Genomic DNA, 24,159 nt, shown 5'->3' on the forward strand with positions numbered 1-24,159 from the left:
TCATCACTTCCTTCTGTAAGCCACTCCATTTTCCACTTCATATGCCCGGTTCGATTGGGCCACGAGCCAGAGATGAATTCTTCCGAGCCATTGCTGATACGTCCGGTCGCGGATAAAATCATCCAGCACTTCATTCGATACGATGACGAGCAGCGCTGACCGATTCCGGATTTGCTCGACGGTCTTTTGCAATTCCGCCCATTTTTGTTCCATACAGTCTTGACGGTCCACACAAGGATTCCCCCGCTCCCAGCCTTCGTATAACTCATTGGCGAGCCAAGTGGTGACGCAATCCCATAAAACCGCATCTTCCGGAGCGATTTCCGGAATCGCTTGTTCCAACTGGAGCGGTCGTTCAATCGTATGCCAGCCGTGTTCTTTCCTGTCGTCGCGGTGGCGCTGAATCCGCTCTGCCATTTCTGCGTCATTTGCCCGTCCGCTGGCAAGGTACACTTTTCTCTGGGCAGGCGTTTCACGGATTAGCCCTTCTGCCCAGGCACTTTTCCCGCTTCTAACCCCGCCGCTGACGAAAATTAGTTGTCCTGCAGCCACTGCGTAATCGCTCCTCTCAGTTCTTCCATCTGACCGGCCGATTTCATGCCGATGCGGAACCATTGGCCGTCCATGCCGCGGAATGATTTCGTATGGCGGAGCACAATCCCTTTAGCTAACAGCTCCTCGAAAAAGCGGTCTGCATCTTTTCCATGCGGCAGCCGGAATGCCAGAAAGTTTGCCGAAGAATCAGTTGTTTCACAACCGTTTCCGGTTAAAAAACAAACCATTTTGTTTTGTTCCTCGATAGCTTCTTTTACGACCTGCTCCCGGTAAGCCTGTTCTTTCAAACAGCCGGCCCCGATATGGGCTGAAATTGCATTGACGTTCCAGTGGGCAGCGCCTTGTTTTAATTCATCCAGCATTTCCGGTTTCCCGAGTGCATAGCCGAGACGCAGTCCCGGAACGGCGTACATTTTTGTCATCGAGCGGACAATGATGACGTGTTCCAGGTTTTTTTGTAGTGGAATCAGCGAAAATTCTTCTCCTACAAAATCGATAAACGCTTCATCAAGCACCAGTTCACAGCCCGCTTTGGAACACATTTCAGCTATTTTCAACAGTTCAGATCGCTGCAGAAGCCGGCCAGTCGGATTGTGCGGATTGCAGATGTAAACAGCAGCGCTCTCTTTGGCGGCTTGTGCGACCTGTTCAATTTCAAGGCGCCAGCCGTTTGCAGCGGTTAGTTGGATCGCTTTGATTTCCGCGCCTTCCGCTTCCAGTGTTTTGCGGTATTCGGAAAAAGCGGGTTCAATCAGTACCACGCACTTTCCGCGGTAGCGGCGTGCCAGCCAGGTGAAAATCTCCGCTGCGCCGTTTCCGGCAATCACCCGGTCCGGCTCCACTTCATGGTAATGGGCTGCCGCACTACGGAACGGCTCGCCGTCCGGGTCCGGATAAGAAGTGATGAGGTGTTGCATCGACTGCCAGCTTTCCTTGATAAAGGCCGGCGGTCCGAACGGATGGACATTTTCGCTGAAATCCAGAATCCTCGGAGGACGCTCCATTCCCATTTTTTCATATAAACGCTGCGGGTTCGCCCCGTGGTCAGGCAAGTTCAATGATCAGCCCTCCTATAGCAAAAAGAATGAAAAACCAAATTGTTGCGATATGCATATGGCGAACGGCGTCTTTAATATGCCGTGCCTGCAGTGCGTAAACCGGTGTTCCCATACGGGCACGGACCGATTGGATCCCTTTGTATGTATTGACGCCGCCCAATTGAATGCCCAATTGGACAGCCGTAGCTGCTTCGAGCCAGCCGCTGTTCGGGCTTGGGTGTTTTCGAGCATCCTGCGCCCATTCCCCAAAACGCTGCCGCAAGGTCAGTCTTCTTTTGTTGCGTGTTGCCAGCAGGATAATCGCACCCGTTATCCGGCTTGGGATGAAATTTAAGACATCATCCAGGCGCGCCGAGGCAAAGCCAAACTGTGAAAATTCCTCGTTTTTATAGCCTACCATCGAGTCGCAGGTGTTGACAGCTTTATACAGCCAAAGCCCTGGCGCGCCGAGCAAAAAAGCCCAAAACAGCGGTGCTGTGACGCCGTCGCTTGTGTTTTCCGAAACGGTTTCCACCACGCCGCGGGTAATTTCACTTTCATCCAGATGCACCGTATCCCGGCCGACGATCCAGGACAGTTTTTCTCTTGCCTGGTCCCAGTTTTTATGGAGCAAAGGCCGGTAGACCTCTTCCGCTGCATCGCGCAGGCTTTTTTGCGCCAGACCCGCAGCGATTAAAACCGTCTCCACAAGAAAACCAAAGCCCCAGTGAATGGCAGCCGCTCCGGCAATCAGCAAATAGCTGGCCGCGAAAGCGCTAGCAGCAACAATGGCAACAAGCCCAAAACCGTTTCGAAAAGCATGGGGTCCATGATTCCATTTTTTCGTTAGTTTTGAAATGATTGTCCCGAACCAGCGCACCGGATGCGGCCAATTTGGCGGATCTCCGATAATGCGGTCGAGGAGCAAGCCACAGCCAATGGCCAGAATATGGCTTACCATGCTCCTTTTCTCTCCCGGTACAGTTCAATTGCTTCGACTGTGCATTCGAACACACCTGAACCGATCAGTTTGCCAAGTTCCGTAATCGGCCCAGCATACGGCAGGTATTCGCCTTGCTGGGTGGCGGCAACGAGGATGCTGTCTGTCGATGTCCCTGTGGCCAAAGTGCCGGTCAAGGGATCTGTCACTTGCTCTTCGTGGAGCGCTTTCGTTTTTGCTTCTGTAGCCGTGATCATCGCCTGGATAAAGGCTTCATCCGATAAATTGCCGTTGACCATAATCCAGGTATTGATGGTTCCAACCCGTACCTCACGTTCGAGCGCTTTGGAAACGTCCACTGCATTTCCCACTCCGGCCGTTACAGCAATGACAACCGAACCAAATAGTGCTTCGTATTCTTTTACAATGGCATCTTCTGTCCGGACAGCCGTCATCATGCCGACCGTATCTGTCGTTTTAAATCCCAGTTCTTCAATAAATCCCGTCATTTCTAAGAAGCTGTTGTCGATATTATAGGTCATGTCGACATGCCGGTTGATAAAGGTGCGGAACCAGCCAGCACCTGCATTGATTACCGCTGAAGAAACCGTCTTGAGCGGCGCCTGGCTTTGAAACAGCACCATCTGAGGCGATAAGATAAAGTCGCTGGCACGTATCGTCGTTTCCGCCGCTTGCCGGCTGACTCCCGGCAACAAAGTCACTTGCGGCTTCGGCAATTCCGGATGCGGATAGTTGCTGATGCGCGTCTGGTAAACCGCTTCAATATCTTCTTCCCGTACCACTTCATGCGGCTCGCCCATCCGGACAATGCGCCCTTCATCGAGCAGCAGCAGCTGGTCGCAGTAGATAGAAGCAATATTGATGTCATGGAAGATCGAGACGATCGTCAGCTCTTTTTCGATTGCCTGCTTTTTGATGGTATCGAGCAATTCCTTTTGGTGGTTGATGTCCAAATGGTTGGTCGGTTCATCCAGCAAGAGGATGTTCGCGTTTTGGGCCAAGGCCTGCGCGACAAACACGCGCTGCTGTTCCCCGCCGGACAATTGGTCAATCAATGTATTTTCGTAATGCGTGATATTCATCAAGCGCATCGCTTCTAGAACTGCTTGTTCGTCTTCATCCGACCAGGAGGAAAACCAGCCGCTTTGATGAGGATAGCGTCCGAGTGACACGGTTTCACGGACGGTATGCGAAAAAGCATGGGCATGGAGCTGCGGGAGCACCGCCATTTGCTTAGCCAGTTCCTTAGCGCCGAAGTCCGCAAGTGATTTCCCTTCGATTTCAATCTTGCCGCCCCTTGCCGGCAAGATGCCGCTCATCAATTTCATCAACGTGGATTTTCCGCTGCCGTTTGGCCCTAAAATGCCAAGAATCGACCCTTTTTCGACTTGGAATGAAATGTTATTGACGATATTTTTTTCTCCATAGCCGCCAACCAGTTCTGTAATGCTGAGCATGTTATTTCCCTCCTTTGCGTTGCCGGAAAAAGATGAATGCAAAGACCGGTGCTCCGATAAATGCGGTAATGACGCCGATCGGCAATTCTGTCGGCGAAATGATGGTGCGCGATACCAAATCGCAGATGATCAGTAAGGCCGCTCCGTTAATAAAAGACAGCGGCAATACGTGGCGGTGGTCCGAGCCCCAGACGAGGCGCGTCATATGCGGCACCACCAATCCAACAAAGCCGATCGTGCCCGAAACGGCCACTGCCGACCCGGTCAGCAGGGAGCCGCTGATTAAAATCATCAGTTTGCTCTTTTTCACATCCACCCCTAAATGCTGGGCGCGTTCTTCCCCGAACAGCATCGCATTCAGTTCACGGCGCTGAAGCCACAATAAAAACGAGCCGATCAGCATAAATGGCAGAGACATCTGGACATAGGGCCAGCCGCGCATCGACACGCTGCCAAGCAGCCAGCCGATGATTTGGCGAAGCTCTTCTCCTGTCAATGCAATCATCAATGAAATGACTGAACCGAGAAAAGAGCTGAAAATGATTCCCGTCAAGATGACCGTTTCCATTTTCATCGACCGGTCGACCAGTTTCGCAAATGACATGACAGCAAACATGGTCGCCAAAGCTCCAAGCATGCTCATGACCGGCAATGTATAGTTTCCTAAAAACGGGACTGAAATACCGAAAAAGAGCGTCATGACAGCGCCGACTGAGGCGCCGGATGACACTCCTAAAGTGTAAGGGTCGGCCAATGGATTTTTCAGCAAGCCTTGGAAAGCCGCTCCGGCAATTGCCAGCGAAGCTCCTACAAGGCCAGCCAACACCACGCGGGGCATTCGGATGTTCCATAAAATATTGGCAGCTGTTTCATCCGATTTCGGATTCCACAGTACTTCCGGTGAAATCGCCACTGTTCCGACCGTTACTCCCAGCAGTACAGCCCCTCCCAAAAGAATGAAAGAGACGATGTACGCAAGGCTGTTTTTATTCACTGAAAACCTCCGGGTAAATCGCTTGTGCCATTTCCATCAAGCCTTCTGTCAATCTCGGGCCGGAACGAGTGACTTTATCAGAATCCACGTTGTATACCGCATCTTCTTTAACGGCAGCCACTTCTGCAAAACCGTTGCGGGTTTTGATTTTTTCTACTGCATCCGGCACATAAGCACCTTCTGTCGAAATGATCACGTCGGGATTTTTCTCAACAATGGCTTCCGGGTCCATGCTGACCCAGCCTTCTAATTCCCCGGCCGCATTTTCAGCGTTTAGGATATCCAGCATCTCGTCCATGAATGTGCCGCTGCCGGTTGTATAAATTTCCGGGCTGCTTCCCACTTCGACGAATACTTTTTTCGGTTCTGTAATCGTATTTGCCTGTTCTTCGATTTCATCCACTTGGGCTTCCATTTCCGACACAAGGGCATCTGCTTCTTTCATGGTACCGGTTGCCTGTCCAATGACGGTCATTGTTTCATATACTTCATCGAAACTTTGCGCCTCTGAAACCACGTAGACCGCAAGGCCCGCATCACGCAGTTGCTGAATTCCTGCTTCACCGACACCTAGGCCGCTTTCATGGGCCAACACCAAGTCTGGCTGCAGGCTGATGATTTTTTCAACATTGAATTCCTGTCCACCGATTTTCTCAACACTCGCCGCTTCTTCCGGATAATTGTCAAAATCGGATACGCCAACAATCTTTTCGCCCAAGCCGAGTTCATATACGATTTCTGTATTGGATGGCACCATCGACACGACGGCTTCCGGTTCCGCTTCGATGACAACTTCTTCTCCCGTTGCATCCTTCATGGTCACCGGAAATTCTGCTTCTGTCACTTCTTTCGGCGTATCCACCGGGGTTTCTTCATTTTCTCCTGTCGGTGCATCTTGCCCTCCGCATCCAGCGAGCAGCATAGCCGCCAATCCTGCACTTGCCCCAAACTTCCAGTACTTCTTCATGATGTATTCCTCCAATTGTGTAGTTGTAAAAAAAGAAAAGACCTCTCGCAATGCTGCGGGAGGTCTAAAAGGACGACATAAAAAGCGTGTGCATCCAAGCCGGTCCTCGCAGGCTTAATGGGCGTTGTCATAAAGGCAGGTCTCCTGGCTCGTGTTCATGGCGAACTGCACCTTCCCAAAGCGTTGCTTCAGTGGCCGTTTGCAGTTTGCTCTCACTTACAGTGGCGGGACCGCGCCGGAATCGAACCGGCTTCCCTTTTAACTCATGTTCTTAGACATAAGCACCTTTATGAATAAAGTATTCAGTTAATTAATCATATTATACACCAAATTTATTGGTGCATCTTACATTTTGTCGGGAGCAGAAACACCGACAACTCTTAAGGCATTTGCCAAAGTGGTTTTAACGCCTGTAATCAAAGCAAGGCGCGCGCCTGTCAGTTCAGCATTGGACGCATCCAGGACTTTATTGGCGTTATAGAAGCTATGGAAATGCGCCGCCAATTCATGGATATAAGTTGTGATGCGGTGGGGCGCACGCTGTTTTGCAGCATCTGCCACCACTTGCGGGAAATCGCCGATTTTCTTCAAGACATCGATTTCTTTTTCAGAAGTCAATAACTCCAGGTGATCTGTTGATGGGGTCAGCCCCTGTTCTTCTCCCTGACGCAAGATCGAGCAGATGCGGGCATGTGCATATTGTGAATAGTAAACCGGGTTTTCGTTGGACTGCGATACCGCAAGATCCAAATCAAAGTCCATATGTGTATCGCCTGAACGCATCGCGAAGAAATAACGGACTGCATCAAGGCCGACCAACTCAACCAATTCACGCATTGTTACCGCTTTGCCGGTACGTTTGCTCATCTTCATTTTCTCGCCGTCTTTGTACAATTGGACCATTTGGATGATGCTGACTTCTAGCGTATCGCGGTCATAGCCAAGCGCTTCAATTGCCGCTTTCATACGCGGAATATAGCCGTGGTGGTCAGCCCCCCAAATATTAATCAATTTATCAAAGCCGCGGGATAGTTTGTCTTCATGGTAGGCAATGTCCGGCAACAGGTAAGTGTACGAACCGTCATTTTTGATCAAAACGCGGTCTTTGTCGTCGCCAAATGTTGTCGAACGGAACCAAGTAGCGCCGTCTTCTTCAAAAATATGGCCGTTTTCGCGAAGCTTATTCAATGCAACGTCAATTTCGCCTTTTTCGTACAAAGAAGTTTCAGAGAACCAGACGTCAAACTCAACACGGAAATCCGCCAAGTCTTTCTGCAGCTTCGCAAGTTCCACTTTCAAGCCGTGCTTGCGGAATGCATCGAAACGTTCTTCTTTTGTCATATGAACGAATTTATCGCCGTGCTCTTTCACAAGTTCTCCAGCGATGTCTTTGATGTCCTGACCGCGGTAGCCGTCTTCCGGCATGTTCAATTCTTCGCCAAGCGCTTCGAAATAACGGGCTTCGATGGACAACGCCAAATTGTTAATCTGGTTTCCGGCATCGTTGATGTAGTATTCACGCGATACGTCGTATCCGGCAAGGTCCAATAGGTTGCACAGCGAATCGCCGACGGATGAACCGCGGGCATGGCCAAGGTGCAAGTCGCCTGTCGGGTTAGCCGAAACGAATTCCACTTGGATGCGTTCGCCGCCGCCTGAATTGGTGCGACCGTAATCTTCTTTTTGCTCCAGTACTGTTTTTACAACATCCAATAAGTAGTCTTTTTTGATGGTGATGTTGATGAAGCCAGGCCCTGCGATGTCGACGGTTTCAATGTTCGCCGAATCTTTGTCAATGTTTCCAACAATCGCTTCCGCAATCACACGCGGTGCTTTTTTCGCCACACGCGTCAATTGCATGGCAATATTGGTGGCGTAATCGCCGTTCGCTTTGTCTTTAGGCGACTCCAGGTGAACTTCAATCGGTTCCGGCGATAGCTCCGCTTTTTGAACCGCTTCGCTGATGGCCATTTTAATGTCGTGCTGCACTTTTTCTACTGCATTCATTGGTTTCCCTCCAAAAATTGAATTTCCATTTCGTATTCTCCGACATGAGCGGACCCCATCGCCAAGTCGTACCGGACTTTAAAGCGTGTATCGCTGATCGACAGCTCATGAGCTTTTGTCGTCAGCATAAAGGAACCTTGCTCATTCGTTAAGTTTCCCGTTTGCTCTTTATGTAATAAAAACGGTAGCCGCATCTGCAGGCCGCCGCTTCTCATGATGACTGCTTCGTTTTCGCTGATTTTCACCGTGGTCCGAATCGACAGTTCTTCCAACTGTTCTTCGTATTGCAAGTAGCGCCGGTTATTTTTCACCGTCAGCGTTCCCTGCGACCACAATTCCATCTGCTGATCTTCCACGTCCGGCTGGCGGATGATTGTCGTGAGCTTAATTTTCACTGCTTTTTGCATGCCGCCGCCTCCTTTATGTAATAGCCTTTCCATTATAGCCCGATTTGATGTTCTATTTCAATCACGTTTGCCCGTCGGATTTACCGTCATGACATAAAAAACCACTCGGGTGAGTGGTTTTCAATCGCTGCTTCTCCGATCTGCTGCTGCGGATCATCGAATATAGGTTTTGACAAATGAAGGGCGCGGGAAAATGTTCGGCTTTTTGTCAATGCCTTCTGAAGTTCCGCGTTTCGCATGTGCATGATTATAAGCCTGCGACTCTTGCCAATCGGTAAACGATTTTTCGTCTTTCCATAAGGTCAGGATGATGTAAGTATCCGAATTGACGGGACGCAAGACACGGATCGCTGCGAATCCCGGTTCTTTTTCCACCATGCCCGCTCTGTTTTGAAAGCGCGACTCAAACAGTTCGCGTCCTTCTTCTGTCACCGGAATGTTGTTGAATACTGCGTAAAAGCCGTCGTTGATGTCGCCGACTGCATTCAATACTTGGTATGCTTCAAATCCTTGCGGAGCCGCTCCGCCTTCGGATTCAAAAAGTACAGTCGATTCTTCGCCGTCCACCAAATAAATCAGCCGCGCATTTGGCGTCGCTGCGAGAAGCGCTACCCCTTGGTCGCGCTGGCCTGTCCATTTATACAATTCCATTGTCAGCACCTCTTCCAGATTAATCGTCTTTTTTATCTTACCGTTTTTCAATGAAAGATTCTATTTTGGGAGGTTTGTGGCAGCTTTTTGTTGGCTTATGAGTAGCCGTGGCAATTTTATGAGCGACCAGATCGGCTTTACGAGCGACTTTCATATTCCAATGAGCAACTTTCAGGATTTTACGAGCAACTAGAACCCTTTTATGATCAACTAAGCTTTTTCACTGCAAAAAACCGGCCTGGAAAATTCCAGGCCGGTCTGATTATTAGCGGACGCATAAGGTGCTTCCACATTTCTTATTGTCCAGCTTCGGTGGCTAGCTCCTTGGGTCGTAAGCCACTTCGGCTGTGCGGCTGAAAACATGCCGCTTCGCCAAATCGTCTTACGCCGGTCGGAGCTGACCAGCCTCCTCCACTTTTCTTATTGTCCAGCTCCAGCACCTAGTCCCTCGAGTCGCTTCGGCCTTCCTGCAAATGGCAAAGGACGCCATTTACTGTAAGTCCTCCAGCGCTTATCGGGACTGGACAGGTGCTTCCACTTTTCTTATTTAACCCACCCAAGAATCATTTCTCGGATGAGTTTGCTTGCTGTGTTAGCTGTCTGGTCGGAATGGTCATAGACCGGTGCCAGTTCTACAAGATCAAATCCGACAACGTTCACGCCGGACGCTGCAATGGCATGGATCGATGCCAATAGTTCGCGTGATGTGATGCCGCCTGCGTCGACTGTTCCGGTGCCTGGCGCATGCGCAGGGTCCAATACGTCCATATCGATTGTGACATAGACGTTGCGGCCTTGGAGCGTTGGCAGAATTTCCTTCAACGGCTCCAGCACTTCGAATTTCGAGATGTGCATGCCGTTTTCTTTTGCCCATTGGAATTCTTCTTTCATGCCGGAACGGATGCCGAACGAGTAGACATTTGTCGGTCCGATATGGTCCGCGATTTTGCGGATCGGCGTGGAATGCGAATATTCTTCGCCTTCGTAGTTTTCGCGAAGATCGGTATGCGCATCAAAATGGATAATCGCCAAATCGTCGTATTTGCTCGCAACAGCTTTCATGACCGGCAGAGACACCAAGTGCTCGCCGCCCATGCCCATCGGAATTTTATTGTCCGCTAAAAGCGTGTGGACATAGGTCTCGATTTCAAGCAGCGATTTTTCCGGGTTGCCGAACGGCAATGGAATGTCGCCTGCGTCGAAAAATTTCACATCTTCCAGTTCGCGGTCAAGATACGGGCTGTATTCTTCCAAACCGATCGACACTTCACGGATTTTATTCGGGCCGAAACGGGAGCCTGGACGATAGCTGACAGTCCAGTCCATCGGCATGCCGTAAAGGACCGCTTTCGATTCTTCGTAGTTCGGGTGGCTTTTGATAAATACTTTTCCTGAATACGTTTCGTCAAAGCGCATCTTATTCGCCTGCCAGATCTTTCACGAATTTCGGCAATACGAATGCCGCGTTGTGCAATTCTTTTGTGTAGTACTTCGTTTCGATATCGTGGAAACGTTCAGCCGGCACTTCCAGCGGGTTGTATTTTTTCGAACCGATCGTGAATGCCCAAAGGCCTGATGGGTAAGTCGGGATGTTCGCCAAGTACAATTTTGTGATCGGGAAGATTTCCTTCACGTCTTTTTGCACTTGCTCGATCAAATCGGCTTTGAACCATGGGTTGTCCGACTGCGCAACAAAAATGCCGTCTTCTTTCAAGGCTTTTGAAATTCCTGCATAGAAGCCTTTTGTGAACAAGTTCACTGCCGGGCCAACCGGTTCAGTGGAATCCACCATGATGACGTCGTATTTATTTTCGGATTCTGCGATGTGCATGAAGCCGTCACCTACGATTACGTCAACGCGTGAATCTTCAAGACCCGACGCGATTGAAGGCAAGAATTTTTTCGAGTACTCGATCACTTTGCCGTCAATGTCGACAAGCGTCGCTTTTTTAACAGATGGGTGCTTGAGCACTTCACGGATAACCCCGCCGTCGCCGCCCCCGACAACCAGAACGTTCTCCGGGTTTGGATGGGTGAACAATGGAACGTGCGCCACCATTTCGTGATAAACGAATTCGTCTTTTTCAGACGTCATGACCATGCCGTCAAGGAATAGCATATTGCCCCATTCAGCCGTTTCTGCCATCTCCAAGTATTGGAAATCCGTTTGTTCGGTGTGAAGCGTTTTATTGATTTTCATCGTAATCCCGAAGTTCTCGGTTTGTTTTTCTGTGTACCAAATTCCTGCCATCTATAATCAAACTCCTTTTCAGTCAAATTAAAACTACTTAAAAAAGTATAATTCTTTTCAACAAAAGTGCAATAAGTTTTTGTCCCACTTTATACGGTCCGTAAAAGCCCGACTGGATCAACTAACAATCAGGGAGGCAAGGCCCCCCTGATTGAGTTTCTCTTTGCACAGTCCTCTTTACCCACTGCGCTTGCCAATATGCGCAAAATAAAAAGGTTTTCTGCAGAGAGAATGCATCTCTTCACAGAAAACCTTTTTAAGCCTGATGGCACGGAGAAAGAGACATGAGGCATTGGGCTTGGGTTTGTCGCAATGGCTCACGGCACTTGTCCGCTTCACAGGTGTCCTAGCTTTCTATTTAAAAGCTGTAACTATAGTTTACTGCGTTTATTGGCCGACTTCAACCGCCGAACAGAAGCAATCCAAAATGTCACAATTCGTACATTAAATTGGTTTTTTTATACAGTTAGCTCTTGACGAAGCTTCGGTTCACTGCGTTCCCACATTTCAGCATTATGGCTTTTCAAGTATTCCGCCAGTACCTGCTTTGAAGAATCGTCCATGTGGTCAACGATAATTTTGCGTTTCATCGATTTGTCCATCAAGTTGACATGCTCCGCCAAAATTTTGTAGCCACGCCGTTTTTCCCGGTTCACGACCATTTCGCAAGCCGTTACACCGGCATAATAAGGGCCGGCCGGATTGAAATCGATGGTGATCCAAATCAGCCAATACGGTTTGCCGCCCGCTGAATCTTCGCGGTTCGTCGTAAACTTGATGCCCTTTTCGACTTGGCTGCGTGCATGCATGGCACCGATGTCGATAAATGCCGACTGCTCTTCGATGTCAATGAAAAGCGGGGATACGTTTTCAAGCGATAAGGAGCCGATGCCGTAGCCTTTGTGGCCGTCTGTCGGGTCGTTTTTTATAATGGTGAATCCTACTTTTTGTTTTGGTTTTTCTTCATTAGCCATGTGTACATTCCCTCCGTTCTGATATGATTGAGATATCTTCATCAAGGCTTGTATTTATTGTTAAGGATATTCCGCAATCAATTCTAACCAAGCCTAATTTAAAAAAGGAGCTGTACCTATTATGCCATACGTAACTGTCAAAATGCTCGAAGGGCGCACAGAAGATCAAAAACGCGCTTTAGTTGAAAAAGTCAGTGCCGTTGTTTCCGAAACAACTGGAGCACCGATCGAAAACGTCACGGTCTTTATCGAAGATATGAAAAAAACCGATTACGGCGTTAAAGGAAAACTTTTCTCGGATATCCAATAAAACATCCTTTTGTAAACAAAAACTCCCATCATGGGAGTTTTTTCATTTGGCTCAATTCGTCAATAAAACCGAACGCCTCTTCAATTTCTTCTGCCGTGAAATGCAGCTTCGCTTTGACGACATGCAGTTTCTCGATTTGTTCCGTGCGCTCCAAATGGTCGAAGTACAAAAGCGTCGACGTCAACTCCAAAAAGCGGCTGCTTTTTTCATTCAGCTTTGCAGCGATTTGCGGGTTGTCAATCACCGATTCTTTCAAGGTGCCGCGAAAGTCTTTCCCTTCCTGGGTCACATTGTATTTATAGCGGACATACGATCCTTTGTCTTCGAGCTCCTCGGATAAAAACCCCATATCGCACAATTCTTCAATGCGGGCGGTCAATTCTTCCGAATACGGGCCGTAGATGTGGAATTCGTATTTCTCCTGAAACGGCACACCCATCTTCTTTAAAATAAAAATCATCTTCTGCAATTTCTTTCGTCCGGTAATCCCGTCTGCCGTGGCAATAAAATCCACGATTTTTGCGTGTTCCTGCAGCAACTAGACCCCTCCTTTTCTAAGCAATTCCAATATCTTTTGTTTGGATGCTTTCTTTTTGCCATCTATTAATAATTCCGCGGGGAAATACAATTTGTAATCGGTTCTTCGTTTGCCTGAGATCGCATCCACGATTTGCGACTGCCGGGACAATTCTTTGATTTCCCCTGAAGGCATCAGCAAATGGATCGGCAAACGTTCTTCTTCCTCGCCGGGGCGATAGAAATCGTACGGCAAATCGGACGTCGAGTCGTCGATCAAATAATATTCCGGATCGATGCCCGCTTCCCGGAACAGCTGGGCCAGTTCCCCAAGTTTCCGGTAGTCTTTGCCGGGATCAAAATCGACGTATTGGAACAGCCGGCGATTGACAAAGCGGTCGCTCAAATCCGACAGAATCGGATCGCGTTCCGTCATCCACAGCTGGAAATACGTCATCAAGACGCCTTCATCAAGCGCCAAATAATCCTTCAACGTGAACGAGCGGTCGAAAAACGCCATAAAATGTGTGGGCGGCTGTTTGAATTTATAGCCGTTTTCACTCAGCTCCTTGGCCCGCTGCAAGATTTTCCGCAAAATTACTTCCGCGCTCCGGGCAACTGGATGGAAATACACTTGCCAGTACATCTGGTAGCGGCTCATGATGTAATCTTCGACGGCGTGCATGCCGCTGGATTTGATGACCACCTGGTCGTCCACCGGGCGCATGACGCGGAGAATCCGCTCCATGTCAAAATGCCCGTACGAAACCCCGGTATAGTAAGCATCCCGCTGCAGGTAATCCATGCGGTCCGCGTCAATCTGGCTCGATATTAAGGAAACAACCTGCTTGTTGGCATAGGTTTTGGCAATGACTTCTGCCACTTTCTTTGGAAACTCCTCGCCGACTTTCAAGAGGATTTGATTGACCTCTGTGTCGCCAAGCAAGATTTCCCGGGTAAATTCCTCATGATCGACATGGAACACTTTTTCGAACGAATGCGAAAAAGGGCCATGGCCTAAATCGTGAAGAAGCGCAGCGCATAACACGACGAGCCGTTCGTCTTCATCCCATTCCGGACGGCCATGAAAAATATCGTCTGAAATTCTTCGGACGATTTCGTAAACCCCCAGCGAATGGCTAAAGCGGCTGTGTTCGGCTCCGTGGAATACCAAATAGGAGGTGCCAAGCTGCTTGATGCGCCGAAGACGCTGGAATTCACGGGAATTTACCAGGTCCCAAATCACTTGGTCGCGCACGTGTATGTATCGGTGAACCGGATCTTTGAAAACTTTTTCTTCAGCTAGTTTTTGTGTTGCATAGCTCACAGGCGCACCTCCATTTTTTCTGCGTAACAAGTATTCTACACCTTCCGGAACCTCTCATTCAAGAGGTCCCCGGAAGCATTTTCTGGTTGCGTTCAACGACGCGGTTAAGGTAAAAAGCGTAAAGCTCCGTCTCCTCGGCGGTGAGCGGCTGCGGAATCGGTGCGCCGATCAATTCGTACAAATTCAGCACAACTTCCTGGACGGTGATTTCTTTGCCGAGCAATTCGCTGAGCGACGCCATCACTTGCGGTTTTATTTCTGGATAGGCAAATTTCGTTTCTTCTCCGCCGATTCCTTTTTCGTAGAAATTGCGGATCAATTCCGCCCGTTCCGCGCCGGAGCCCTCGACGCACAGGTACACCTGAACTGCAATGCCTTTGCGGATGCGGCGCTGGGAAATGCCGGCGAATTTTTTCCCGCCGATGCTTAAATCGTAGGATCCAGGGCAATAAGAGCCGACGATTTCATAGGCATCAATCGGTGCTTCCGGGAACAGGGCCTGTACCAGCTCCAGCATCATGTCGTAGCCGGCTGGAATGTCGATGGCACTTTCTTTTTCTGACACCACCAAGGAAATGTTCAGCACCCCGGCGTCCAGCACGACAGCGAGGCCGCCGGAATTCCGCACAATCGGGTGGTATCCTTGTGACTGTAGATATTCCATACCCGCTCCGACATGCGGCAAACGGTGGTCCTGGATGCCGAGCACGACCGTATCATCATGGACCCACGTCCTTACCGTGGCCGGACTTTTGCCGGACCCGACCAGTTCGCAAAGCGTATCATCCGCCGCAAACGATTCCAGGGCAGAACGGTTTTTTGCGCTCAAGGACTGGTCCCAGAAACGCCAAGTTGGTTGTTGTGTAAATAAAGTCATGTTCACTTCTCCTCACGGGCATTTTGCGTACCTTTAGTTTACCCGACTCCCGCTCCCCTGAAAAGGCGCGGCAGCGGTGGCAAATTGGTGACAGCCATTTGTTTTGCAGGAACTTGCATGGCCAATGTGATAAACTGATTCTGTGAGATTCAGATCAAAGGAGTGTTTGAATAATGAATGAAGCTGCAATTACATTAGACGGCTGGTACGTGCTGCATGATTTCCGGTCCATGGACTGGGTATCGTGGAAAATGCTGACGGATGAAGAACGCCAATTCGCGATCGACGAATTCCAGGCATTTATGGACAAAGTGAACCAAGCTGATGAAAATAAAACAGGTGCACACGCATTGTATTCAATCGTTGGCCAAAAAGCCGACTTGATGTTGATGTTACTTCGCGAAACGATGGACGAACTGCGTGAACTTGAAACGGAATACAATAAGCTGACATTGATCGCTTATACAGTTCCGACCTATTCGTATGTATCGGTTGTCGAACTTTCCAACTACCTGGCTGGAAAATCAGACGAAGATCCATACCAGAACCCGCATGTCCGCGCGCGACTGTATCCTGAACTTCAGCGTTCGCAGTACATCTGCTTCTACCCGATGGACAAACGGCGCGAAGGCGATGACAACTGGTACATGCTGCCAATGGACACACGCAAAGAATTGATGCTGTCCCACGGGAAAATCGGCCGCAGCTATGCCGGCAAAGTAAAACAGATCATTTCCGGTTCTGTCGGCTTTGACGACTACGAATGGGGCGTTACTTTGTTCGCAGACGACGTTCTCCAATTCAAGAAATTGATCTACGAAATGCGCTTTGATGAAGTCAGCGCACGCTATGCAGAATTCGGTTCTTTCTACGTCGGCACACGCCTGAACGCAGAACGCACAGCGAAATTCCTGGAAGTGTAAGTTGCAAAAACCGCCCTCGGGCGGTTTTTTTCGTTTGTGGGCCGGTTTAGTTCTTGAGACGGTGCGTTTACTGTCCGCTTAAGGACAAATACTGTCCGGGATGTTTGAAATACTGTCCGCGTTCGTGTTTTACTGTCCTCGACGTAAAACTTCGGCCGCTTGCTGACTTTTTAAGTAGTAAACGCACCTCAAAGCGATAATTCCGCACCTCAACTCCCCTTGACTGCACCTCGCTGCTGCTTTTCCGCACCTCACCCCTATGTTTTCAAAATTCTGACACATCCTCCTTTTAAGCACCCTTCCTTTACACGATATAATAAAAGAAAAATGGGGTGTTTGTATGTTCGTGATGCGCCAGACAAACTTTGCTAAATGGGCTCTTGCTCTGCTTCTGCTCGTACTGACCAGCAATTTTCTGTTGTACCGCTCGCCGCTTTCCTCACTGGTGATTCCGGAAGACACTTTCTGGGTGGTCGCCGGTTCGCTTGTTGACTTCGCTTTTGTCACGCCGCTATTAATGCTCGCTGCGTTCCGTTTATCACTTAAACATTTTCTCGCACTGATTGCCGGAGGCTTTGTGCTTGCCCGCTTCATCATACCTTCCCTTTATTTTGAACCGTTCACTGCTTTGTTCTACATAGGCATCGGCTTGGAAGCCCTGGTTTTATTCGCCGAAATCGCTTTTCTCGGTTTGCTTCTGTACCATGTTCCGGCCATTGTCCGTACAATTAGAAGCCAGCCGGAAAGCCCGTTGTTTGCTTTGCTGCCGACCGCTTACGCGCGAATCAAACCAAATCCGCTCATCACCGTCATTTTATCCGAATCACTTATCTTCTATTACGCGTTCTGCTCCTGGAAAAAAGAAGCGCCTGAAGGCCCCCATCTGATTTCGCTCCATAAAAATTCAAGCGCCATCGCTTTTTACATTATGCTGATCCATGCAATCGTCATCGAAACTATCGGCATCCACTGGTGGCTGCACGATAAATCGCTCGTGCTGTCCGTTGTCCTGCTGATTCTGAATGTCTATTCGGTCGTCTATTTCCTCGGCGAAATCCAGGCAATGCGCTTGAACCCCTTGAAAATAAGCAACGGCAAACTGTATGTTTCGCTTGGGCTGAGCAAGCGGATGGAAGTTCCGCTTGAGGCAATTAAAGCCATTCAGTGGGGCGGAGCAGCAGACAAAGAAACGCTCACCTTCATCGCCCAGGACTTTGTGGAACCAGAACCGCAAGTCATTCTCGAATTCAAAGAACCACAAGAAGCGGTCCTCTTCTTCGGCCGCACAAAACAGGTTTCCCGAATTGCCCTGACTGTCGATGATCCTGCCAAACTGAAAGCCCTGCTTGAACAATAATAAAATCTCCCTATTTCCCGGGAAATAAAAAAAGGCCTTCGCCGCAGCGAAGGCCTTTCATATTTTTATAGAGCTTTTGAAGCTGCCACGATCAACATGATCCAGCCGGCGATAAAGGCTACGCCGCCGATCGGCGTGATGGCGCCCAAAATTGAGATGCCGGTCAAACTTAATACGTACAGGCTTCCGGAGAAAACAATGATCCCGGCAAGCATTAAATAGCCGGCCCAAGATAAAGATCCAAGCGTGCCAATCAACGAAGAGCTCATCAAAATCCCCACTACGATGAGTCCAACGGCATGGAACATCTGGTACTGGACAGCAGTTTGCCACGTATCCAAATATTTATCTGCAACGCGCCCTTCAAGCATATGTGCACCGAAAGCGCCGAAAGCGACTGATAATAATGCGTTAATGGCTCCAGCTATCAAGAAAAACTTCATTTCTATTCCTCTTTCCGATTAAAATTCAAACAGTGAATCACCGTTTGCGCCGTCTTCTTCCCGCAATTTGCTGGCAGAAGAAATGGGCTGTACCTGAGGGGAGGCGGGCGGAATGGCACGCGGTGCATCCATCGGCGATTGGTCATCTTCCAATAAAAGATCACACAATGCCCGAATCGCTGCGATCGACTCGCGCACTTTTGCCGGATTGCCTTTACGCGCCTGTGCAGTATGCTTTTCGATTTCACGCAAAATGCGCTGTGCATCGATTGCCATGAAAAATCCCCCTTTCCGTTTACATTCTTCCCTATTTTAGCACGCTTGGAGCCGAGCGTCAGTCCAAACAGAAATCAATCGGCTCTTCTCCGCGTGCCTGTAACAGTTCGTTCACTTTTGAATACGGCTTGCTGCCGAAAAAGCCGCGGCTGGCGCTCAGCGGACTCGGATGAGCAGCTTCTATGATCGAATGGCGCTCCAAATCAATAAGCGGCTTTTTCTTTTGCGCCGGCCGGCCCCATAGCACAAAAATGACTGGCTCTTCGCGTTCTGACAATTTGCGGATCACTTCATCGGTGAATGTTTCCCAGCCTTGATTGCGATGGGAATTGGCTTCGCCTGCTCTAACGGTTAGCACCGTGTTGAGCATCAGCACGCCTTGATCCGCCCATTTCGTCAAAGTGCCGTCTTTCGGTTTTTCACAGCCAATATCTTCTTTCAATTCCTTGAACATATTGCGGAGGCTCGGTGGGTGCGTGACGCCTGGCTGAACGGAAAAACTGAGTCCGTGCGCCTGCCCCGGGCCGTGGTAGGGATCTTGGCCTAAAATAACGACTTTCACTTCGCTGTAAGGGGTATGCTTGAATGCATTCCAGATATTTTCTTTTGCCGGATATACCGTTTCATTGGCGTATTGCTCTTTTAAAAACTCGCGCAGTTTCAAATAGTAGGGTTTATTGAATTCTTCTCCAATGATTTCCTGCCAGTCATTTTGAAAAATTTCCTTCGGCATGCACATCGCTCCTTATTCTTTGAATTCGACTTTTACATCGTAATCTACGAGGTTAAACATTTGTTGGACGGAACGGGCTCCGTTTTCTTCTGCCTGTTCCAGTAAACCTTGCCCTTCCATTTCCTTAAGCATCGTCTCTTGTGCTTCTTCTGCCAAGTCAAACGCTTCGGAAATATCGGCATCCCTCCGAAGCAGACCCTCATAAGAATAAACTTCCACTTGGTCCATAAAGAGTTCCGGCCCGCCTAAAAAGTCAGCTTTTGGCAACGTCAGCGTGGCAGTTTTAGCACTTTCGTCCAGTTCGATGTCTTCTTCTGTCACTTTGGACAAATCAATGCCTGCTTTGACGGATCCCGGAATAACGACAAGCAATTGGCGTTTCGTTCCCGGCAAGTCAAGGCCGATTTCCTGGCCGAACACTTTATTGTCCTCACGTTTGATGACCACTTTCGAATAAGCTTCCGCCGTCGTCAATTGATTTAAATCCCGAATCTGTTCGAGGAAGACCCCTTTACTTTCTGTCGCCGTACTGCCTTTAATCATCCAGAACGTGCCGAGCGGCAGCGCCACGAGCAGCAATAACAACACCACAATCAGTGCGAGGAAAGAATTGCGAAACACACCCATCATCAATTTCAAGGTTTTCCAAAACCCCGATTCTTTTGTATCTTCTTTCCCTTTTACTTCATTTAATAAGCGTTCAATTTCTGTCAACTTCGGATCTTTTGCCACAGGTAAACCCTCTTTCTTCTATTTCATTTCAGCATTGCCCCGTGATAGGATGGAACAAAGGGGAGATGCTGATGGCGGACTTTCGCGAAAAAATAAAAACGATTTCTTCAACTAAAGGCTCCAGTGCACCAGAAACCGCCAAGCGGCTTGGCATGGGATGTTTGCTGATGGTGGTGCTGGCTGTTTCCATATTAACATTTTTCCTGGCCATCGGTCTTTTCCTAAGCGGCAATTGGATACTGGCTTTGGTTGTGCTGCTGTTTTTTGCTTTGAGCACTTTAACCGCCGCGGTTCTCTTGTTCCCGCAGAAGATTGATTCATTGTAAATGTTCCGATTTTTGTTAAAATAAAGTGATGCATATAAACTATCAAAAGGAGTTTTAGCGATGACATTGAAAAAAACCTTAACGATCGCTGGATCAGATACATCCGGCGGAGCTGGCATACAAGCAGATTTGAAAACGTTCCAGGAACATGGGACTTACGGGATGAACGCCTTAACCGTCATCGTCACAATGGACCCTGAAAACGGCTGGAGCCACGGCATCCATCCGATTCCGGTTGAAACGCTTCACGCACAATTGCAGACGGCTTTCTCTACGGGTGTGGATGCGCTGAAAACGGGCATGTTGCCGACTGTCGAAATTATCGAAATGGCCGGCAAAGCCATCCAAAAATCCGGTTTGGAAGATGTCGTCATTGACCCGGTTATGGCATGCAAAGGCGAAGACGAAGTGCTGTTCCCTGAAAACGTCGACGCGATGATCAAGCATTTGCTGCCAGTCGCGAAAGTCGTAACGCCTAATTTGGTGGAAGCCGGGCAGCTTTCCGGCCTTGGCACACTTCGCACAGTAGATGATTTGAAAGCGGCGGCCGAAAAAATCCATGCACACGGCGCGCAGTACGTTGTCATTAAAGGCGGCAAGCAATTGCAGCATGAAAAAGCGGCTGATCTTTTATATGACGGCAAAACGCATTACCTGTTGACCGCTGAAAAAACCGACACGACTTATAACCATGGTGCCGGCTGCACATTTGCGGCAGCTATTACAGCTAACCTGGCAAACGGCCAATCAGTGAGCGATGCAGTGCTGAATGCCAAAACTTTCGTTTCCGCTGCCATCCAGCACGGCTGGAAGCTGAATGAATATGTTGGCCCAGTCATGCACGGAGCGGCGAATCAGTTTGAAAAGCCTGAAGTCCAAGTGACAGAAGTTTAATATCCCAAAACAAAACCCTCACAATCCGTGAGGGTTTCCCTTTTTCTTAAAGCAGTTCTTTTTCCTTCAATCTCACCATCTGCTCCCGCAGCTGTTCACGGTTCCATTCCACGACCTTGTCTTCTGCAGCCGCCGTTTTCCGTTTCTTTTTCACTTTCGGGTTTTTGGATTGCAAATACCCTTCCAGCATCAGTGACACGGCAAGAATCGACAATGCGATAAACAGGACCGGGAACAAAGGCAGCCAAGGCGCACCTTGCAAGTAGCGGAACGTCGAGCCGAACAAACCTGCCCATTCATAGGAAATGGACATCGGCGGATCGCCGAACATCGGGTCGTAGCTCACTTTGGTGCCGCCGAGGAATAAGTCAAACAAGCTCAAATGCGCCAAGATGATAAACGTTTCGATCACTTGCTGGCCGTACAAAACAGCCAGCTTCTCTCTCATTTGCGGATACATATGCTTGCGGATGATGCGCCACCGTCCGGCTCCCAGCACTTTTGAAGCCAGTATGTATTCCTGGCGGCTTAAGAGTGCTGCTTCATTGCTGACCAGCACCGCAACAATCGGGACGGTCAAGAGCGCCATCAAGACAATCTGGATGCCGATGCGTTCCCACATTCCGGTCGTAAAGCCTTCTGCCGGCATCCAAAGCACTGAGTACAGGACAAATGAGGCGAAAAGCGTCAATGGAACGTAATGCAGCGAATCGGCCAGCCCGCTGATCCAGGTGCGCTGGCGCTGCAAATAAGTTCCCAGCAGATAGCCAAGCGGCACCGCTATCAGCATCCGCAGTGCGGCAATTGCCAGAGCGGAGAGAATGGTGTACTTGGCCCCCAACATCAGTTTTCCGAATAAATCATAGCCGTACTGGTCCGTCCCAAGAGGATGGCCCCATTGCGGCGAAAGTGGCGGGCTTTCGGTTGCCCTGCCGTTTTCTGTAATAAATAAAGTTTGCTTGGGCACATTGCCATACAAGCCTTCATAAACAAAACTGCCAACAAGGAAAAATGCCAGAATGCCAAAGCCGAGGATGAAATAAGGGCGTTTCCACATTTACCCCACTTCCTTTCCGCGGTAATGCCGGAGAAAGAACCATTCTCCTAGGCTGTAAACAAGGAACATTGGGATAAAAAAACTGAACACTGCTACCAGAAAAACTTCCGGTGAGATATTGTCTTTCATAAAGAGCATGATGCCTGGCATATTGAACATCAGTTCCAGCACAAACAAATTCGACAGCATGAACCATAAGGTTTTTTTCGATTGGAAAAAGACGCTGATGACAGCGTTTCGGAACATGTGGACCAAGACAATGAAAGCTTTAGAAAATCCGAGCGAACGGGCCAGCTCCACATACATTTGGCGCTCTTCCTCCTGGAAGGTCAACATGCTCAGCCGGTATAATTGGATTGCCGGCAACAGCATTAAACAAAGAATCGGCAGCCAGTAAATCCGGTCCCCTCCGACAACCGCGATTTTTGAAATCAAGACGTCTGTCTGCTGATAAATCAGGATAACCCCGAGTTGTGCCAGCATAATGACCAGCAGATCCGGAACCGACTCCAAAATATACAGCACGCTTTTAATCCGTTCACGAGCCGGTTCCGGCAACAGCATCGTCACGACTGTAAACAGCATCGCGAAAAAAACAGCTGCTGCAAAAGCCAAAAATAAAATTTGAAGCGAATAGCTTATGTATTCCGCAATGGTTGGAAACAGCAAGATATCGCGCTGCGTCCGTATATTGAATACCGCGAAATCCTGAATCGGCCATATATTGCTTAAAACGGACTGGATGGAAGCCGCATATCCCTTAAGCTGCAGCTCTCCGGCGAGCAAGCCTTTCACCAATTCCGGCAACCCGCTGATGAGCACAATCCCTGCTATTGAAAAAACAAATCTGATCAATAAATTCACCGTCTTCATTCCTCTACCTTGAATTATCAAAAAATTCTTTCTTCCATATAATAGCATTATTTCGGTTTCCGTAAAGCAACCTAATCGCATTCTTCTATAAAATTCCCTATACTAATAGAATACGGACTGCCGGAGGAGTGAACAAAATGGAATTAGTAGAAGTTAAAAAACTGCAAGTGGAGCTGGATGCTTTCGCAAACAGAGACGTTTACCTGCACTTGGAAACAACCAATGGCTCATATGCCACCCATTTCAATGAAGGATTTTTCAACGCCGGGGCTTTTATCCGCAATGTCGTGATCAATTACGAATTGGGGAAAGTGGTCGGTGAAAGCCCGCACCGCGTCGGCTTGAAGTTGCCGCATGGCTGGGTTTACGCCCAGGGAATTACCCATTACGAACTCGATGAGCAAGGCCGGCTCTTGCTTGCAGGACATGACGGATCAGGAAAATTGGCGGTAGCGCTGCAAATCAGCGAAACACCGTTCAGTTATTAAGGAGGGAACAAACGATGACAATTCCAAAAGAACGGCATGTACTCGTCGTCTTCCCTCACCCGGACGATGAAGCATTCGGCGTTTCAGGAACAATTTCTACGCATATCAAACATGGGACACCCGTTACATACGCGTGCCTGACACTCGGCGAAATGGGACGCAATCTTGGCAATCCGCCGTTCGCTACCCGCGAATCGCTGCCGCAGATCCGCAAAAAAGAATTGATCGCTTCGGCTGAAGCCATGGGCCTTACCGACTTGCGGATGATGGGCTTGCGCGATAAAACGGTGGAATTTGAAGACGATGAAAAGATGGTTGGCATGATGGCTGATTTGATTACGGAATTGAATCCTTCTTTGATCATCACTTTTTATCCGAATCTTTCGGTGCATCCGGACCACGAAGCAACAGCCCGTGCCGTAGTGCGTGCTGTCCGCCGCATGGAAGACCGCCCGAAATTGCATTGTGTGGCGTTTGCCAATAATACACTGGATGTTCTCGGAAATCCGGATGTCATATACGACATTTCACCGGTGCGCGATCAGAAAATGGGTGCCATGAAAGCCCACATTTCCCAAACCGCCTGGATGCTTGAAGAAATGGAACATAAACTGGCGCAAGGCGACACCGAAACGGAAAACTGGCTGACAAAAGAACGGTTTTACAATTACCGCTGGGACCAGGATTTCGAAGAATCTTTCTAAGCCCAACCACCCCTATTTTCTTTTTGAGAATAGGGGTGTTTTTTTGTGCGGTTTTCAGATAA

The 24,159-nt window shown here is 49.0% G+C and carries 28 protein-coding genes and 1 riboswitch; of the genes, 7 read left to right on the plus strand and 21 right to left on the minus strand.

Going from position 1 to position 24,159, the window contains the following annotated elements:
* Positions 1-3: 3 nt before the first annotated feature.
* From QWY22_RS15715 to QWY22_RS15770, 12 genes are all read right to left on the minus strand, one after another.
* Positions 4-552, minus strand: coding sequence for a bifunctional adenosylcobinamide kinase/adenosylcobinamide-phosphate guanylyltransferase (locus QWY22_RS15715; RefSeq protein WP_300981765.1), 549 nt, complete (start codon positions 550-552; stop codon positions 4-6).
* Positions 534-1,613, minus strand: a complete 1,080-nt coding sequence (gene cobD / locus QWY22_RS15720; protein ID WP_300981766.1) for a threonine-phosphate decarboxylase CobD — start codon at positions 1,611-1,613, stop codon at positions 534-536. Before cobD ends, QWY22_RS15715 begins: the two co-directional genes overlap by 19 nt.
* Positions 1,600-2,553 carry an adenosylcobinamide-phosphate synthase CbiB gene (cbiB, locus tag QWY22_RS15725; protein ID WP_300981767.1) on the minus strand — a complete coding sequence of 318 codons (954 nt, stop codon included), beginning with the start codon at positions 2,551-2,553 and terminating at the stop codon, positions 1,600-1,602. Before cbiB ends, cobD begins: the two co-directional genes overlap by 14 nt.
* Positions 2,547-4,010, minus strand: coding sequence for an adenosylcobinamide amidohydrolase (locus QWY22_RS15730; protein ID WP_300981768.1), 1,464 nt, complete (start codon positions 4,008-4,010; stop codon positions 2,547-2,549). Before QWY22_RS15730 ends, cbiB begins: the two co-directional genes overlap by 7 nt.
* Before the next feature lies 1 nt (position 4,011).
* On the minus strand, positions 4,012-4,962 hold the full coding sequence (locus tag QWY22_RS15735) for a FecCD family ABC transporter permease (RefSeq protein WP_407072326.1): 951 nt from the start codon (positions 4,960-4,962) through the stop codon (positions 4,012-4,014).
* A 34-nt stretch (positions 4,963-4,996) separates the two neighbouring features.
* Complete coding sequence (locus tag QWY22_RS15740; RefSeq protein WP_300981770.1) at positions 4,997-5,971, minus strand: ABC transporter substrate-binding protein; 975 nt, start codon at positions 5,969-5,971, stop codon at positions 4,997-4,999.
* A gap of 117 nt (positions 5,972-6,088) precedes the next feature.
* A riboswitch (cobalamin riboswitch) is annotated at positions 6,089-6,275 on the minus strand.
* Positions 6,276-6,316: 41 nt separating this feature from the next.
* Positions 6,317-7,978, minus strand: coding sequence for an arginine--tRNA ligase (gene argS, locus QWY22_RS15745; RefSeq protein ID WP_300981771.1), 1,662 nt, complete (start codon positions 7,976-7,978; stop codon positions 6,317-6,319).
* A complete protein-coding gene (locus tag QWY22_RS15750; RefSeq protein WP_036809668.1) occupies positions 7,975-8,385 on the minus strand; it encodes a YwiB family protein in 411 nt (136 codons plus the stop codon). Before QWY22_RS15750 ends, argS begins: the two co-directional genes overlap by 4 nt.
* Positions 8,386-8,538: 153 nt before the next feature.
* Complete coding sequence (locus tag QWY22_RS15755) at positions 8,539-9,036, minus strand: antibiotic biosynthesis monooxygenase family protein (RefSeq protein ID WP_036809666.1); 498 nt, start codon at positions 9,034-9,036, stop codon at positions 8,539-8,541.
* 543 nt (positions 9,037-9,579) lie between these two features.
* The gene (speB, locus tag QWY22_RS15760; protein ID WP_036802920.1) at positions 9,580-10,452 is read right to left on the minus strand and encodes an agmatinase; all 873 of its coding nucleotides are present in this window, start codon (positions 10,450-10,452) and stop codon (positions 9,580-9,582) included.
* A 1-nt stretch (position 10,453) separates the two neighbouring features.
* Positions 10,454-11,287 (minus strand): spermidine synthase, encoded by an 834-nt coding sequence (gene speE / locus QWY22_RS15765; RefSeq protein ID WP_036802922.1) that lies wholly within the window; start codon positions 11,285-11,287, stop codon positions 10,454-10,456.
* 458 nt (positions 11,288-11,745) lie between these two features.
* Positions 11,746-12,261: a YwhD family protein gene (locus tag QWY22_RS15770; protein ID WP_074511640.1), complete on the minus strand. Its 516-nt coding sequence runs from the start codon at positions 12,259-12,261 to the stop codon at positions 11,746-11,748.
* 121 nt (positions 12,262-12,382) lie between these two features.
* Here QWY22_RS15770 and thmT point away from each other — a divergent pair, with 121 nt between their 5' ends.
* Entirely contained in the window at positions 12,383-12,571 is a 189-nt protein-coding gene (thmT, locus tag QWY22_RS15775) for a 2-hydroxymuconate tautomerase (protein WP_036802926.1), read from the plus strand.
* Positions 12,572-12,599: 28 nt separating this feature from the next.
* Here thmT and QWY22_RS15780 read toward each other — a convergent pair whose 3' ends face one another.
* The 3 genes from QWY22_RS15780 to lipL are packed head-to-tail and all read right to left on the minus strand — an operon-like array spanning position 12,600 to position 15,291.
* Complete coding sequence (locus tag QWY22_RS15780; protein WP_300981772.1) at positions 12,600-13,109, minus strand: YwgA family protein; 510 nt, start codon at positions 13,107-13,109, stop codon at positions 12,600-12,602.
* The gene (locus QWY22_RS15785) at positions 13,110-14,414 is read right to left on the minus strand and encodes an HD domain-containing protein (RefSeq protein WP_036802930.1); all 1,305 of its coding nucleotides are present in this window, start codon (positions 14,412-14,414) and stop codon (positions 13,110-13,112) included. It abuts the gene before it with no gap.
* 58 nt (positions 14,415-14,472) lie between these two features.
* Positions 14,473-15,291: an octanoyl-[GcvH]:protein N-octanoyltransferase gene (gene lipL / locus QWY22_RS15790; RefSeq protein ID WP_300981773.1), complete on the minus strand. Its 819-nt coding sequence runs from the start codon at positions 15,289-15,291 to the stop codon at positions 14,473-14,475.
* 173 nt (positions 15,292-15,464) lie between these two features.
* On the opposite strand from lipL, the gene hemQ reads away from it, so the two are divergent.
* The gene (hemQ, locus tag QWY22_RS15795; protein ID WP_300981774.1) at positions 15,465-16,214 is read left to right on the plus strand and encodes a hydrogen peroxide-dependent heme synthase; all 750 of its coding nucleotides are present in this window, start codon (positions 15,465-15,467) and stop codon (positions 16,212-16,214) included.
* 340 nt (positions 16,215-16,554) lie between these two features.
* Complete coding sequence (locus tag QWY22_RS15800) at positions 16,555-17,571, plus strand: beta-carotene 15,15'-monooxygenase (protein WP_300981775.1); 1,017 nt, start codon at positions 16,555-16,557, stop codon at positions 17,569-17,571.
* Between the two features lie 65 nt (positions 17,572-17,636).
* On the opposite strand, the gene QWY22_RS15805 is transcribed toward QWY22_RS15800, so the two are convergent.
* The 4 genes from QWY22_RS15805 to QWY22_RS15820 are packed head-to-tail and all read right to left on the minus strand — an operon-like array spanning position 17,637 to position 19,755.
* Complete coding sequence (locus tag QWY22_RS15805; protein ID WP_300981777.1) at positions 17,637-18,014, minus strand: DUF423 domain-containing protein; 378 nt, start codon at positions 18,012-18,014, stop codon at positions 17,637-17,639.
* A gap of 18 nt (positions 18,015-18,032) precedes the next feature.
* The gene (locus QWY22_RS15810; protein WP_300981778.1) at positions 18,033-18,290 is read right to left on the minus strand and encodes a YwdI family protein; all 258 of its coding nucleotides are present in this window, start codon (positions 18,288-18,290) and stop codon (positions 18,033-18,035) included.
* Positions 18,291-18,348: 58 nt separating this feature from the next.
* Positions 18,349-19,023: a uracil-DNA glycosylase gene (locus QWY22_RS15815; protein WP_300981779.1), complete on the minus strand. Its 675-nt coding sequence runs from the start codon at positions 19,021-19,023 to the stop codon at positions 18,349-18,351.
* A 12-nt stretch (positions 19,024-19,035) separates the two neighbouring features.
* A complete protein-coding gene (locus tag QWY22_RS15820; protein ID WP_300981780.1) occupies positions 19,036-19,755 on the minus strand; it encodes a DUF4230 domain-containing protein in 720 nt (239 codons plus the stop codon).
* 71 nt (positions 19,756-19,826) lie between these two features.
* Here QWY22_RS15820 and QWY22_RS15825 point away from each other — a divergent pair, with 71 nt between their 5' ends.
* Positions 19,827-20,081, plus strand: a complete 255-nt coding sequence (locus QWY22_RS15825) for a hypothetical protein (protein WP_300981781.1) — start codon at positions 19,827-19,829, stop codon at positions 20,079-20,081.
* A 60-nt stretch (positions 20,082-20,141) separates the two neighbouring features.
* Positions 20,142-20,975: a pyridoxine/pyridoxal/pyridoxamine kinase gene (gene pdxK / locus QWY22_RS15830; RefSeq protein WP_300981782.1), complete on the plus strand. Its 834-nt coding sequence runs from the start codon at positions 20,142-20,144 to the stop codon at positions 20,973-20,975.
* A 46-nt stretch (positions 20,976-21,021) separates the two neighbouring features.
* Here the strand turns inward: pdxK and QWY22_RS15835 are convergent, their stop codons facing one another.
* Together QWY22_RS15835 and QWY22_RS15840 are read right to left on the minus strand one after the other, a co-directional pair.
* On the minus strand, positions 21,022-22,032 hold the full coding sequence (locus QWY22_RS15835; protein WP_300981783.1) for an ABC transporter permease: 1,011 nt from the start codon (positions 22,030-22,032) through the stop codon (positions 21,022-21,024).
* Positions 22,033-22,896: an ABC transporter permease subunit gene (locus tag QWY22_RS15840; protein ID WP_436836764.1), complete on the minus strand. Its 864-nt coding sequence runs from the start codon at positions 22,894-22,896 to the stop codon at positions 22,033-22,035.
* A gap of 146 nt (positions 22,897-23,042) precedes the next feature.
* Between QWY22_RS15840 and QWY22_RS15845 the strand changes: the two genes are divergently transcribed.
* Entirely contained in the window at positions 23,043-23,393 is a 351-nt protein-coding gene (locus QWY22_RS15845) for a YojF family protein (RefSeq protein WP_036802957.1), read from the plus strand.
* Between the two features lie 14 nt (positions 23,394-23,407).
* Positions 23,408-24,097 (plus strand): bacillithiol biosynthesis deacetylase BshB2, encoded by a 690-nt coding sequence (gene bshB2, locus QWY22_RS15850; RefSeq protein ID WP_300981785.1) that lies wholly within the window; start codon positions 23,408-23,410, stop codon positions 24,095-24,097.
* Positions 24,098-24,159: the final 62 nt, after the last annotated feature.

The organism is Planococcus liqunii, from assembly GCF_030413595.1.
Classification (GTDB): Bacteria; Bacillota; Bacilli; order Bacillales_A; family Planococcaceae; genus Planococcus; species Planococcus liqunii.